The organism is Leptospirales bacterium (assembly GCA_019694655.1).
Classification (GTDB): domain Bacteria; phylum Spirochaetota; class Leptospiria; order Leptospirales; family Leptonemataceae; genus SSF53.
Genome location: JAIBBN010000002.1, coordinates 156,742 through 169,569 on the forward strand (window position 1 = coordinate 156,742; position 12,828 = coordinate 169,569).

Genomic DNA, 12,828 nt, shown 5'->3' on the forward strand with positions numbered 1-12,828 from the left:
GTTCTGCCTCAAAATGCATGCGCCGGATGCGCGCCGATCAGGAATTCGACGCCAACAAACACGCTCCAGCTACGTCGCGCGCGCTCTTGCAGAACAAACTGCAGCGGAACGGCCGGAAGGGTCGGATCGATCTCATTGGCCTGCACGATCAGGATTTTGCGCTCGCGCAGGTGGTCGGCGCGCTCCTCGTTGTATTGCAGGCGAAAACGGGAAAACTCGGAGGGCTGATAGACCAGCAGCGGGCTGATTCGAACGCGGGTATCGCGAGCCGGATCCCGGTCGCGACCCTGAAGATCCTTGCTGCCCAGCCAGGGGCCGCCGTCGACCCGGCTTTCGCCGCTGCCGGAGGCAAATTCATAGCGAAGCCCGGCGGACCATCCGGTCAGAAAACCCAACAAGATCTGCGAATAGTAGCCATAGTCATGCAAGGTCTCTGTTCGATGCACGCTGCGAATGGCGGCCTCGATCACGCCTTGTTGCTCGACGCTGCTCAACGCAGCAAAATCGCTCGCCCCGCGCAAAACATCGATCAGCAAACCCAGGTCGCCGCGATCTGGAGATAATAAAGTTGTATCAAGTAAGTCCTGTAGCGTCTGCGAGTCAAAGTATTCTGCGGAAGAGTATGTCGCTGGATAGCGAGACTTCAACAGCGACCAGGCGCCCTCTAAAGCGCCGGCGCCAACAGCCTTGTCGACGATATAGTCGCGACGGAATGCCTCGCTCTGCCAGACAAAGTAGGGAAATCCGCGTTCTGCGCCAGGCGGATTCCACTTTATAAGAAGGTCAATGCCATAGATGCCGGTTTTTCCCCGGGGACCGGTGGCGTTGGGACCGACGGCAGCGTTCAAACCGAGACGTGCGTTCCAGTTATCGGCAATTTCGGCGCTGTTCGTCAGTCGAATTGCGGTCGCCCGTCGATCGCCGCGTGCATACGGGTCAGAAACTGCAGCGTAGCCGCCAATGGTCGCCGGCTCGCCGCCTGCGGGATCGGCAAGGAAGCTGATCATGTTTTCGCCATCGGCGTTTTGTGCGGACAGACTGAGTTCTGCCAGCCAGGGCAGAGGCGCCAGCCAGGCAAGGCGCAGGCCTTCGCCGCGCATGGCATCGCCGCCAAACAATCTGCTCAGAATGACCGGTTGATCCAGCCAGGCCCAGGCGTGTGGGTGTGTGGAATTCAAAATGCCAATCTCCGTGTTGAAACGGCCGGCCTTGAGTTCCAGGCCCCAGGGCAACGAACTGGAGCGAGCATAAGCCTCTTCGAGTTCAGCGCCCTCTGCAAAATTGACATTCATTTGCAGCTGAAAGTAGGGATCCACGGCGCCGCCCATGGCCAGCTCAGCGCCGTTCAGCGAAAAGCCGCTGCGACCGGGATCATGATGTCCGGCCTGCAGCGCGGAGAGGACGGAGGGCCGCGCCGGAGAATAGCCCCAGGCTGCATCGGCCACAAAGGAAAGGTCCGTCAATCGCAAGAGGCCAGATGCTGCGGGCGCCGCGCCTTCTGCCGGTGCGGCGGGGCTTTGAAGATCGCGGAGGGCCTGATCCAGTGCGTCCGCCGGCTGCGCCGCAAGGCCCAGGGGCAAGAGTGCAAGCGGCAGGCGCCACAGCCAGCGGCCAATCATGAAACCGATATTTTGTAGATCCTCAATCACGTATATACGAAATTTCGTGACTAAAGCCTGCGTCGTAAATTTCTTTTCTGACTGACGGCGAGGCGCGCCAGATTGGCCGGCGAACGGCCCGAGCGGCGGCAGCATCGCCGCCTAAAAAGTCTTGCCCAGGCTGCTTGCCCGGCATATCTGCTACGGGGGAGAAAGACTCTGGCTACATCAGCGAAGAAACAGAAGAAAAGTGCAGCAAAGGCTTCTCAGGCGGTCCGCCGGCGAGCAAGTTCGTCGACGATAGCGCCTGGGCCAAAGTTTCCGCCGCCGTGGGAATTACAGGGCGAAGGATACATCTTTCCTTTTCGCGCCAACGTTCCATACAACCTGGAGCACGGATTTCTAAGCGAGCCGGAGCGGGCCAGCTACCGCGGCGGTCTGGGCGCGATGATGCTTGTGAACTATCATCAGGCAAATTGTGGTCCCTACCAGGAGCTGCTGTATATTCCCGGAAGCTTCAGTTACAGCGGAGGAAACTGCAAAAGGATCACCAGGATTTTCGTTTCCAGCGCCGCTTCCGTGGAGTGGGGAATGAGAAACTGGGCCATACCCAAGGATCTGGCGGAGTTTGAATGGCAAAAGGGCGAGCGATCGACTTTTGTGGAAGTGCGGCAGGGACGCAATGTCTTTCTGCGGGCGCGAATGGAGCGCGGTCTGCTGCCCTTTCCGGTAAGCTCCGCATTCTTTCCCTTTGCCCTGGTGCAGCGCGGTCCAGAGGCCTTGCTCAGAACCCGACTGCGCGGTCGGGGTACGGGACGCCGCATTCGACTTACAGAATTCTTTATAAATGAAAAGTATTTTCCGGATATGATGGAATCTGGCGGCGGCCGCTTTGGGATTGCTGTCGATCCATTTCGATTGGTCTTTCCCGCGGCGGAAGTTGTACCATTGGCATGAAGTCGTACAAAAAAAAGGCGCCGGTCTCAAGCCGACGCCCTTTCCAGGGATCGCGAAGATTCGTTTCTTACATGGACCCCAGACCGCCATTGATTTCAATCGTGTCGCCGCTGATGTAGGACGAAAGACTGGAGGCCAGAAAGAGAATCGGGCCGGCAATATCCTGAGGCTGACCCTTGCGCTTCAACGGGATGCGGTCGACCATTTCCTCTTTGAGCTTATCCGGAATTGCATCGGTCAGTCGCGTCTCCACAAAACCGGGAGCTACGGCATTGACGCGAATCCCCATCGGGCCAAGTTCTTTGGCAAGGGCGGATGTGAAGCCGACCACGCCGGCCTTGGCTGCCGAGTAGTTGGCCTGGCCAGGATTCCCGAAGCGGGCGATCGAGGATAGATTGATGATCGATCCTTTGCGCGCCTTGCGCATGTGCTGAACCGCTGCAAAGGTGCAGTTATAGGTTCCGTTAAGGTTCACATCAATGATGAATTTCCACTGTTCTTCCTTCATGCGCAGGAACAGGCCGTCCTTGGTGATGCCGGCGTTGTTGACCAGCACGTCAATCTTGCCCCACTTATCGACAACCTTCTGCATCAGAGCCTCGGCGTCGCCGGCCTTGGTGATATTGCAGACCACTCCAATCACTTCGGCGCCGGTCTTTTGAGCAATTTCTTTGGCTGCCGTGTCGCAAACTTCCTGATCGATATCCGAGACCGCAACTCTGGCGCCGTGTTCGGCAAAAAGTTCCGCTGTTGCCCGGCCAATACCGCGTCCGGAACCGGTTACGATGACTACAGAATCCTTGATATCTTCAAATGCGTACTTCACAAAGCGCTCCTCTCAGGCAATGGAGGACGCTATCTGATTTCCGGGGCCGCTGACAACTCATTTCGGCCGTCGCAGGGCAGGGCTGCTTGCAGGCGCTGGAAAACATTGACGGGGCCGGCGTCGCCTGGCGCTTCTGAATCGCCAGCATGGATCGCCAGCAGCTGAAAGTATGGCCGCCGCTCTGGGTGTCGCTCTTGCCTCTGGCATTGCTCAGCGGTCTATTGATCCTCACAGTTCGCAAATATGGCGCTGATGCGTCCAGCGGACCCAATCAGGCGGCGCTCATTTTCAGCGGGCTGGCGGCGGCGGCCCTGGCTCGAATTCGGGGATTGCATTGGGCGGAGATAGAAGAACAACTGATCCGGTCCGTTGGCTATGTTACCCAGGCGATTGTAATCCTGCTTCTGGTCGGCGCGTTGATCGGCAGCTGGATGCTGGGCGGAGTGGCGCCAACGCTGATCGATATTGGCATCAGCGCATTGAATGTACGTGCCTTTCCGGTTACCGCCTTTCTGGTTGCGGCCGGCGCTTCGCTGGCCACCGGCAGCTCCTGGAGCACTGCCGGAACGCTTGGCGTGGCTTTGATGGGAGTCGGCGCGACGCTGGGCGTCGACCCGGCGCTGGCCGCCGGCGCCATTGTGTCCGGCGCCTACTTTGGAGATAAAATGTCGCCATTCTCCGATACCACGAATCTGGCATCCTCGATGGCCGGCGTGCCTTTGTTTACGCACATCCGGCACATGATCTGGACTACCGGGCCGGCGTCGTTAGCAACGCTTGCAGCGCTTGCCATTCTGGGTCTCAATGCGTCGTCACACGGCGCCGAAGATTTGCAGCGCATCGAAGCAATGCGCGCGGCAATTGCATTTCGCTTTGATACGCAGCTGTGGAATCTCTGGCCTGTGGCGCTGGTGATTGCGCTGTCCCTACGGCGCGTCCCGGCTATCCCGGCGCTTGCTCTGGGGACGCTTGCTGGACTGCTCAACGCCGGAATCCTTCAGCACCGCGCCTGGGACTACTCTGCCGGTCTGCCTGGTCTTGCCACCGCTGCACTGCAGGCCGCCGCCAGCGGTTTTCGCTACGAAGGACCGGACGCAATGGCCCGCGATCTGTTGAGCCGCGGCGGTATGGCTTCAATGCTCAGCACCATCTGGCTGATTCTCTCGGCAATGGTGTTCAGCAGCGTGATGGAGGCCAGCGGTATGCTGGCCCGCGTCGCCTACGCAGTGATCCAGGTTGCACGCGGTACGGGTAACTTGATAGCCGCGACGCTGGGCACTGCCGTGCTGCTCAACGCGACTGCCTCGGAGCAGTATCTTTCCATCGTACTGACCGGGCGTATGTATGCTTCAGCTTATCAGCAGGCCGGACTGGCGCCCAAGAACCTGTCCCGCGCCCTCGAGGATTCAGGCACGCTGAGCTCGGCCTTGATCCCCTGGAATACCTGTGGCGCCTTCATGCAGGGCGCTCTTGGCGTCAGCGCTATTGCCTACGGTCCTTTTGCCATATTGAACTGGTTGAACCCGCTGCTATCGGCCATCTATGGCTATACAGGATTCACTATTGAAAAATTGGAAGCAAAGCTGGACAACAGCGAAAGCAAGCCGCAGTGGCGGGATAGACGGGACTTGAACCCGCGGCCTCCGGTGTGACAGACCGGCGCTCTAACCAGCTGAGCTACTACCCCGTACGGTCAGGACAGCTACTATTTCCTGCGACGTTGGTCGGTCAAATCATTCACCGGATGAAAGCGCATTCGCCATTCAAAAAATTGGCGCCACTCTGGTTCGCCCAGGCGACGATGTAGATGCCAGGCAAAGGGAATCAAGGGCAGATTGAACAAAAATCCAGGACCGGGAATCGCGCAGGCCAGAGCTGCGGCGCGCAACCAGCCGCGACTGGCCAGGAAGTAGGCCAGCGCCACGGCCAGGGCAACATAGAAGCTATGTACGCATGCATACCAACTGTAGTATACGCCGGCGCGGAGCGGTGCAATATCTTCCAGTCCAAGGAAGTGTGGCGGTCGAAGACTGAAGTAGAAACACAAGCTGCCCCATACCGCGCCCGCCGCTGCGCAGGCCAGCAGCTGACGAAGAATTCGGCGAAACTCAGCTTCCAGCAGTGCAGGGTGATCGGCAATAATAGCCATGGCATCAGAAGAGAGGGAATGCAGTTGCCAGGCGCCGCGAGGCGTTGGAGCTAGCGAGGGATGGGCGGCTTTCTGCAGCGAGCAATTTCCCGCTTCCAGAAACCGCGGGTGGCCCTGGCCCTATCTGGCGGCGGGTGCAAGGCCTTCTTTGCACTGGGCGCCGGCAAAGTGCTGATTGAGGGCGGCGCGCCGGTAAGCATCGTTTCCGGGACCTCGGCCGGAGCGGCGATGGCGATGGCGGTGATCGCCGGCCTTGGCGACGATATCGTTAACTACTTTGTCCAGATTACGCGGCGCAACAAAGCCAACTTCTACTGGACCTGGCTCTTACGCGGCAAGCGTCCCTTCCCGCATGAGCGCATGTATCGCAGCGCTCTGGCTGCCTACATGGATCTGGACCGACTGCGTTCCTCGCCCATCGGGCTGCGCGTCAATGCGCTGCTGATGCCGCCCGAACTCTACGTTGCTTCCGGTCGCTGGCGATTGTACCGCTTGATTGCCGACATCGTCGCCGGCTACCGCAAGGAGATGGCGCTGGCCAGGCAGGGTATCTATCGTAATATTTTGCGCGAAATCAGCCAGCGCGCCGGATTGATTGAAAAGGTTTTTACGGAACAGGACCTCTACTCCCCGGCGCGCGCCGAGAACATTGTCATGGCCTCCAGCTCGGCGCCGCCCATTGTGCGCGTGCAACGTCTGGATGACGGTCACTTCTATCTCGATGGCGGCATTTTCAACAACCTGCCGGTCTCCATACTGCCGCCGGCAACGCTGACCGTCGCCGTTTTCTATGAGGAACTGGCCCGCAAACAGCTGGAGGCCCAGGGCGACCACCTTGGACGGCAAATGATCTACATTGCGCCGGGTCGGCCACTGCCGATCACCAGCTTCGACTACGCCAATCCAGAAGGCGTGCGCCAGACCTACGAGATGGGTCTGCGCGCCGGCGAAAGAGCGCTGCGCGAGATTCACAGTCGACTGGCTGGCTGAGCTGGCCAGAGTCGTCCTGATGCGCAAGCTGTCGACGATCTGGGCTCTGGTCAGGCGCGACTACGCCCTGCAATATGCTGGTTCGCTGCTTGGCCTGATCTGGGTCTTCATCCAGAACAATCTGCTGATCTTGATTTACAGCGCTGTCTTTCTTGGATTGAACATCGGCCGCGCACCGTCTGACCAGGGCTTTGGCGCCTACCTGCTCAGCGGTCTTATTTTCTGGCTGCCATTGCAAGAATTGCTGCTGCGAGGCAGCGCTATCCTTTCTGAAAATCGCTCGCTTTTGAAGCGATCCCCGGTTGGCGCCGATCTTTTGCTCTGGATTCCTTACGTGCAGTACCTGCTGCATTTTACGATTACCAGTCTGCCGGCCTTTCTGCTGCTGGCGCTGCGCAGCGAACTTCGGTTGCCACAATTCTTGCTGGCCTATCCGCTTGCCGCTCTGGCCGGACTCTATTTGTTAATGGCTCTACACTATCTGGCTCGCGCCAACCTGCTATTAAAAGATCTGTCGCCCTTGATTCGCTTGCTCAGTCAGCTGCTCTTCTGGTCGGCGCCCGTCCTGTACCGGGGGGAAGGATGGTTGGGAAAGATCAACCAATGGAATCCCTTCACGGTTTTCTTGCAGCTGTTTCGCGGCGCCACCCTGCCTGTGGCGATGCAGCCCCTCTTCTGGCCGGCCCTGCTATTCTATGCAGTCGTTGCCGCTTTCTTGCTGCTGGCTGCGCGCCGCCGGCTGCATGCCGTCGCTCTGGATCATCTGTAGCCGATGAATGCGCTTCAAATTGAGGGACTCAGCAAACGCTACCGGGGCTTCTCGCGCTCGCCGCGTCGCCTGCTGGCGGCGCTCAGCGGCGGATTCTGGGGTTTTGATCGACAGTACCTGGCCATCGATGATTTAAGTTTGCAACTATCGCGGGGAGAAGCGCTGGGCCTCATCGGCCGCAATGGGGCTGGCAAATCGACGCTCTTGAAGCTAATTGCTGGAGTGCTTGCCCCGGACCGCGGCCTTTTGCAGCGCCCGTCCGACCTGCGCGCAATCCTGGAGCTAGGCGTCGGCTTCAACCCCGAGCTTTCCGGCGAAGAGAACGCCTTTTACAACGGCATTCTGTGGGGCGAATCGACCAGCGCTATGACGGCGGCCATGGACTCGATCTTTGCCTTCGCTGGGTTGGAAGAATTTCGCACGCAGCCCTTGTTCAGCTATTCTTCGGGAATGGCAATGCGGCTGGGATTTGCACTGGCGACCATGCGTCGGCCATCGCTGCTACTGGTCGATGAGGCCCTATCGGTGGGCGACGCCGCTTTCCAGCAACGGTGTCTGCAGCGCATGCGACAATTTCAGGAGGAGGGCAGTGCGCTGCTAATTGTCAGTCACGATCTCGGATTGATGAGCGACTTCTGCGATCGCATCATTCTTCTGGACCACGGTCGCAAGGTTTACGATGGCGCGCCGCGCGCCGCAGTGGAGGCTTACATGCATCTGCTGGCAAAGCATCCCGCCGATTCGGGCAAGGATATTGCCGCCGCCAGCAACTATGCGGCCTTTGTCGAAGAGCTGAGCATTCGGGCCGTCAACGCACGCGGCGGCGATGTGCTGGCGGTAGGCGAGGAGGCGCTGGTCGAAATCAGTTTTCGAGCTCGCGTGCCGATGGAAAATCTGACTGTTGGCTTTCACCTTAGCAATGCTTACAATCAGAAGGTTTTTGGCGTTAACAGTCGCCTGCTTGGCGAAACCCTGCCGCAACTGGAGGCCGGCGACAGGCTGCAGGTTGAATTTGCCTGGCCGGCCAATCTGGCGCCAGGTAAGTATACGCTTTCAGCATCCGTTCATCGCGGCGCATCGCACGTTGAAGGATGCTGGTTCTGGGGCGAAAGCCTGGCGTCATTTGAAATTGAACGCATCGCAAGCCCGCCTTTCGTAGGTCAGGCCTACCTGCCCACTCGCTTCAAAGCACGCAAGCTATGAAATCTTTGCCGGCGACGCAGGCCGCTGCCAGCGGGGGGCCGTCGATTTGCCGCTCTACTTGCGCAGGATTACCCAAACCGCGTGGATAATGCCAGGAAGGTAGCCAAAGATTGTCAAAATGATATTCAGCCAGAAATGCAGGCCAATGCCAACCTGCAAGAAGACGCCGACCGGCGGCAGAATGATGGCCAGCAGAATACGAACAACGTCCATGAGAACCTCGGCCCCTGAAGAGCACGGGCAAGATCGATGCACGGCAGCTATGCACAAGCAAAAAGTTGCGGGCCCACAGCAGAGAACCGCTCAGGGCGAAAGGGCTTGCTCGATTTGTCGAAGTTGCAGATCTCGCAAGGCAAGTCGCTCCAATGGAAGTCCAAACTAAACATTCTGCGAAAATTGAGCGTCCGATCGGATCGGGGCGCCTGGTTCAGAGAGCAGTCTTAGCGATTGCCCTTGGCATAGCAGCCGGCCGGGGACTTCGCGCCGACACAGTTGTACTTCGCAGCGGCGAGGAACTGCTGAACGTACGCGTGCGGCCCAGCGGCGCGGCCCACACCATCTATTTTCCAGATGGCTCGCGTCGACGCATAGCAAACGCACAAATCCGCAGTATTCGATCGCTGCCCACCAGCTGGGAACAAAGCGCCCAAAGGCCGCCAGCGGCCGCCATTCAGCCAGCGCCAGCGGTCACTGCGCCTGCCGGGCCGCTTGAGCCCGCTCTTCAGGAAATGCCGGCGACCGGACGCAATCTGACGCCAATCATACAATCGGCTATCTGGCCGGGCTGGGGCCAGTACAGCGAGGGGCGCGAGCTTCATGCTGCCGTGTATGCAATTGGCGCAGGTTTCTTGCTGGAACGTTACTGGCGTCTGCGTCAGCGCCATTCGGCCGCGGAGGCCGACTACAATGATCCAGCGCCTACCGGTGCAGTTGCCTTCCAGACGCTCAACGGCCGCCTCTCAATTCTTCAAGCTGCGACCATCAACGTGCTTTACCTGGCTTCAAAGGAACGAACAGTGTTTGCCCTGGAAAAGGAGACCAACAATACTGCAATCGCTTTGAGCTTGCTCTGGGCGTGGAACCTGGTCGATATTGTTTTTGGCGGTCCGCCCTGGCAGGCGAATTGGCCGCTGATCTCGATCAATCGGGCGCCTTCGTTGCATTGGCGTTTGAGCGCGGGCCCCGGTACGGTAGTGGCATGTCTTCAAATCCAATATTGATCCGCAGCGGGCTGCTGCGCCGCGGCCTTTCAATGATCGCTGTTGCACTGCTGTCGCTCATCGGGGCCTGCATTGCTTCGGAACTGAGCAATGGCTTTGATCTCAAGGGGCCTCGCTCAATTCTCATTGGCTTTCTGGGCGCCCCAGCCTGTGTTTACGACGGGTCATTGTTTGACGGATGTAGTTTTGGTCCTTGAGTTTTGCAGAGATGTTCAGGGTCCGGCGGAATCAGCAAAATTTGAGAAATGACTGTGGCCTCTATGTATAGAAGGCGTGCTTCGGCAGAGGTTTATCAGTCGCCAATCGCAGATGGCAGCCAGAGACGCGCTGCTAGCTCTGGGCGTGCTTGTGACTGAAATGCTGGAGGAAGAGGAACTTGCCGCTTTCCTGGGAAAGCACGGCGACCAGATTTACTCCTACCTTTGCATCCTCTGTCGCGATGAAGAGAAGGCGGCGGAAGCATTGCAAAACGCGTATCTGAAGTTCTTGAAAATGGTGCGTCGCGGAAAGGTGCGCAGAGAATCGGCAGTTGCCTATCTGCAGACCATTGCCAGAAACGACTACTTCAGCTCGCTGCGCCAGGACCGCCGAAACATGCCGCTGCTGGACGAACCTCCGGATAGCGACGCGCAGGATCGCGCTGCAAGCGCTGCACTGGCCCGTGAATTGCGCCTGGTAATGTACGAAACGATGAGCGCTGCAGCTACGCCGCAGGATGTAGCGCGCGTCATGCAATTACGCTTTATCGATAACCTTAGCGTAGAAGAAATTTGCAGCCAGCTGGAAAAGTCGCCGGCAACCATTTATCGTCTGATGGAGAAATCGCTTACCTTGCTTGCCGAAGCCTGCCGTAAAGCAGGAATCCAACCGGGGGGACTCAGCTGATGAGCAGCGAAGAAGAGCGCAAAGAGCTGGCGCGCCGCTTGCTTGAGCAGTCACCCGAGAACTGGCCGGCGGAATTGCAAGGCTTGCGGGGCGCAGCCCGGAAGATGCCGCCGGAATTGCGCGATCGACTGATCGCAATGCACAGAGTCCCGGCAGTCGCGAGGGGGACGGCTTCAGATTTCTGGCGGAAGCGTCTGCTCAGTGCGGCCGCTGCACTGCTGCTGGCTGCCGGCGTTGGTTTTGGGACCTATCGGTATTTGCAGCAAGATGAGAGCTACCAGGCAGAGCTGGTCGCTCTCAGCGGAGCGATGAAATCGGCTGGAAATGAGGCCAGAACGGGCCTCCTGGTGGCGGAAAGCGATCGCCTGCAAGCAAGCCAGGAAGCGCGCGCGGCCCTGGCGCTGAGTCTGCCGGCGGCGCGCATTGAATGGCGAATCTTCGGTGCAGCAGAATTGCAATTGGCTCGCCTGCGCGGCGACCAGGCTGTCGTCGCACTTAGCAGTGGTCGTCTATATTCGCGAATGGATCGAACAGGGATCGAAGAACGTCCCGTCGCGCTTGTCATTCATATGGCGCATAGCGCGGCCGAGGTCCGTGGCACGCGCTTTATTTCGGAAGCGTCCCAACAGCAGGAAAGCCTGACGGGACTGGAAGGCGAGGTTCGCTTTCGACGTCGCTGGGATGCACTTGAGGAACTGCCGCCATCGGTGCTGGCGCTTTCTCCTTTACTGGAGAGAGCTCTTGAGATTTTGCAGCAGGCTAACAGCGTGGTGGGGCCAGCCACAGCGTCAACAGTACCCGTCGCTGATTTTGATCGACGCTTGAATGCCGTGGCGCGCCTGCGATCCTTGCTGGAGGCGCCAGCATTCAGTACGCTCCGCCAACATAGCGAGGCCTCGGACTCTGAACTGCAGCGTTGCCGGCAGGAAATCGCGAGCCGTTTCCCATCCGCGGCAGATTTGCAGGCAGAACTGACCGCCTTTCGTTTGGCCTTTGGCGATCCGCCGCAGGTGCAATCGATCGGCGAGGAGCGCTCCGATTTTCTGCAACAGGAGGCAGAGTCAATGAGCGAAGCGGAGCGCGATGCCCGCTACGCGAGCTTGCGCGCCGATCTCGCCGGAAAGGGAGAAGTAGAGTTCCGCGCGGCGGCAGTAGAACGTCTTGGCCGGGCGCCTCAGAGAATCCGCCTGAAAAGCGGCAAGGTCATCTTTGGCGTGATCTTTGGCGTGGAGGGTCGCTACCGGGTTTACACCGCGGACGACACGCTCTTGATTGCGCCGGAAGACATTGAGGAAATCAGCTTTGAATGAAGACCGAGATGTAGAGCCTCCGGATTTCGGATTTTTTTTGAGAAATGATTTGGCTGTCCGACTAGGTTTGCCGGAGGGCCTAAGCTCCATTGCCAGGTCCTCCGGTAATTGAAACCAGGAGGAACAGGACATGAAGTCAGTCAAGAGTCTGCTTCTGGCCCTGCTTACACTGCTGACCGTCGGTTGTCAGAAGTTGTTGGGCGGTTCGGACGGACAATCATGGACGGAGGCTTTGCTGGCGCTGGGGGCCGCAGCATCGGCGCAAGTTACGCCGGTCGGCGGCGGAACGCTCAGCGCTCCAAGTATGACGCTTACCGTGCCGCAGGGGGCAGTTGACGAAGATGTTGTCATCAGCTATTCCCTGATCAGCGTTCCCGCGCAGCAGGGGGAAACACTGCCAGTACAGGCGGCATACCGATTTGAGCCCGAAGGGCTGCAGTTCAACAAACCGGCGACGCTCACGATATGCTACAATGGCGATCAGGTAGTAGCCCGCGGACTGCAAGAGCGCACTCTGCAGGTTCAATACTACGATCAGGATGCAGGCCAGTATATCAGCATGGGCGGCGATGTCGCTTCGGGCCAGGACTGTGTTAGTGCGCCGATTTACCATTTCTCGGCCTACATATTGACCGCGCAGCTGCTGGCCACCACGGACGCTCCGCCGACCATCGGTGGAGCAAGCTTCTTTCCAGGAACGCCAATTGCCGGTATGCCGCTGAAAGTCCGCAGCAGTGTGACTGATTGGAATCCGGCATCGGGTATTGCCACTGTTCGATTCTACTATCGCACAGCCGGCAGTGGCGCGCCATGGAAGAGCGTAGCGATGACGCCAGATGCCGAAGATGGAACCGGAGACGGCAGACAGCGCGCCGGGCGGGGAGCCAGGCGAGGCGCCGGAGAATGGCGATCCTGACGCTG

Annotated in this window: 14 protein-coding genes and 1 tRNA gene; 10 read left to right on the forward strand and 5 right to left on the reverse strand. The window is 58.9% G+C overall.

What is annotated here, in order from left to right:
• Nucleotides 1–8 precede the first annotated feature (8 nt).
• Nucleotides 9–1,649, reverse strand: coding sequence for a hypothetical protein (locus tag K1X75_03950; GenBank protein MBX7057192.1), 1,641 nt, complete (start codon nucleotides 1,647–1,649; stop codon nucleotides 9–11).
• A gap of 396 nt (nucleotides 1,650–2,045) precedes the next feature.
• Here K1X75_03950 and K1X75_03955 point away from each other — a divergent pair, with 396 nt between their 5' ends.
• Entirely contained in the window at nucleotides 2,046–2,555 is a 510-nt protein-coding gene (locus K1X75_03955) for an acetoacetate decarboxylase (protein ID MBX7057193.1), read from the forward strand.
• Nucleotides 2,556–2,622: 67 nt separating this feature from the next.
• Here K1X75_03955 and fabG read toward each other — a convergent pair whose 3' ends face one another.
• On the reverse strand, nucleotides 2,623–3,381 hold the full coding sequence (gene fabG / locus K1X75_03960) for a 3-oxoacyl-ACP reductase FabG (GenBank protein ID MBX7057194.1): 759 nt from the start codon (nucleotides 3,379–3,381) through the stop codon (nucleotides 2,623–2,625).
• A 146-nt stretch (nucleotides 3,382–3,527) separates the two neighbouring features.
• On the opposite strand from fabG, the gene nhaC reads away from it, so the two are divergent.
• Nucleotides 3,528–5,033: a Na+/H+ antiporter NhaC gene (nhaC, locus tag K1X75_03965; GenBank protein MBX7057195.1), complete on the forward strand. Its 1,506-nt coding sequence runs from the start codon at nucleotides 3,528–3,530 to the stop codon at nucleotides 5,031–5,033.
• Here the strand turns inward: nhaC and K1X75_03970 are convergent.
• Nucleotides 4,992–5,068, reverse strand: a tRNA-Asp gene (locus tag K1X75_03970). The two genes, nhaC and K1X75_03970, sit on opposite strands and share 42 nt — an antisense overlap.
• A gap of 18 nt (nucleotides 5,069–5,086) precedes the next feature.
• Nucleotides 5,087–5,530 (reverse strand): hypothetical protein, encoded by a 444-nt coding sequence (locus K1X75_03975; protein MBX7057196.1) that lies wholly within the window; start codon nucleotides 5,528–5,530, stop codon nucleotides 5,087–5,089.
• A gap of 60 nt (nucleotides 5,531–5,590) precedes the next feature.
• On the opposite strand from K1X75_03975, the gene K1X75_03980 reads away from it, so the two are divergent.
• From K1X75_03980 to K1X75_03990, 3 genes are read left to right on the forward strand one after another with little or no spacing between them, the layout of a single operon-like run.
• Nucleotides 5,591–6,520 (forward strand): patatin-like phospholipase family protein, encoded by a 930-nt coding sequence (locus K1X75_03980; protein ID MBX7057197.1) that lies wholly within the window; start codon nucleotides 5,591–5,593, stop codon nucleotides 6,518–6,520.
• 19 nt (nucleotides 6,521–6,539) lie between these two features.
• Nucleotides 6,540–7,289, forward strand: coding sequence for an ABC transporter permease (locus tag K1X75_03985; protein MBX7057198.1), 750 nt, complete (start codon nucleotides 6,540–6,542; stop codon nucleotides 7,287–7,289).
• 3 nt (nucleotides 7,290–7,292) lie between these two features.
• The gene (locus K1X75_03990; GenBank protein MBX7057199.1) at nucleotides 7,293–8,492 is read left to right on the forward strand and encodes an ABC transporter ATP-binding protein; all 1,200 of its coding nucleotides are present in this window, start codon (nucleotides 7,293–7,295) and stop codon (nucleotides 8,490–8,492) included.
• Between the two features lie 54 nt (nucleotides 8,493–8,546).
• Here the strand turns inward: K1X75_03990 and K1X75_03995 are convergent, their stop codons facing one another.
• Nucleotides 8,547–8,705, reverse strand: a complete 159-nt coding sequence (locus K1X75_03995) for a YqaE/Pmp3 family membrane protein (GenBank protein MBX7057200.1) — start codon at nucleotides 8,703–8,705, stop codon at nucleotides 8,547–8,549.
• Nucleotides 8,706–8,857: 152 nt separating this feature from the next.
• Between K1X75_03995 and K1X75_04000 the strand changes: the two genes are divergently transcribed.
• The 5 genes from K1X75_04000 (at nucleotide 8,858) to K1X75_04020 (ending at nucleotide 12,823) form a co-directional block, all read left to right on the forward strand.
• Entirely contained in the window at nucleotides 8,858–9,712 is an 855-nt protein-coding gene (locus tag K1X75_04000; protein MBX7057201.1) for a hypothetical protein, read from the forward strand.
• Nucleotides 9,691–9,909, forward strand: a complete 219-nt coding sequence (locus K1X75_04005) for a hypothetical protein (protein MBX7057202.1) — start codon at nucleotides 9,691–9,693, stop codon at nucleotides 9,907–9,909. The genes K1X75_04000 and K1X75_04005 overlap by 22 nt, the downstream gene beginning before the upstream one ends.
• A 112-nt stretch (nucleotides 9,910–10,021) precedes the next feature.
• Nucleotides 10,022–10,597 (forward strand): sigma-70 family RNA polymerase sigma factor, encoded by a 576-nt coding sequence (locus tag K1X75_04010; GenBank protein ID MBX7057203.1) that lies wholly within the window; start codon nucleotides 10,022–10,024, stop codon nucleotides 10,595–10,597.
• The gene (locus K1X75_04015) at nucleotides 10,597–11,907 is read left to right on the forward strand and encodes a hypothetical protein (protein ID MBX7057204.1); all 1,311 of its coding nucleotides are present in this window, start codon (nucleotides 10,597–10,599) and stop codon (nucleotides 11,905–11,907) included. The genes K1X75_04010 and K1X75_04015 overlap by 1 nt, the downstream gene beginning before the upstream one ends.
• A 130-nt stretch (nucleotides 11,908–12,037) precedes the next feature.
• Nucleotides 12,038–12,823, forward strand: a complete 786-nt coding sequence (locus K1X75_04020) for a hypothetical protein (GenBank protein ID MBX7057205.1) — start codon at nucleotides 12,038–12,040, stop codon at nucleotides 12,821–12,823.
• Nucleotides 12,824–12,828 lie beyond the last annotated feature (5 nt).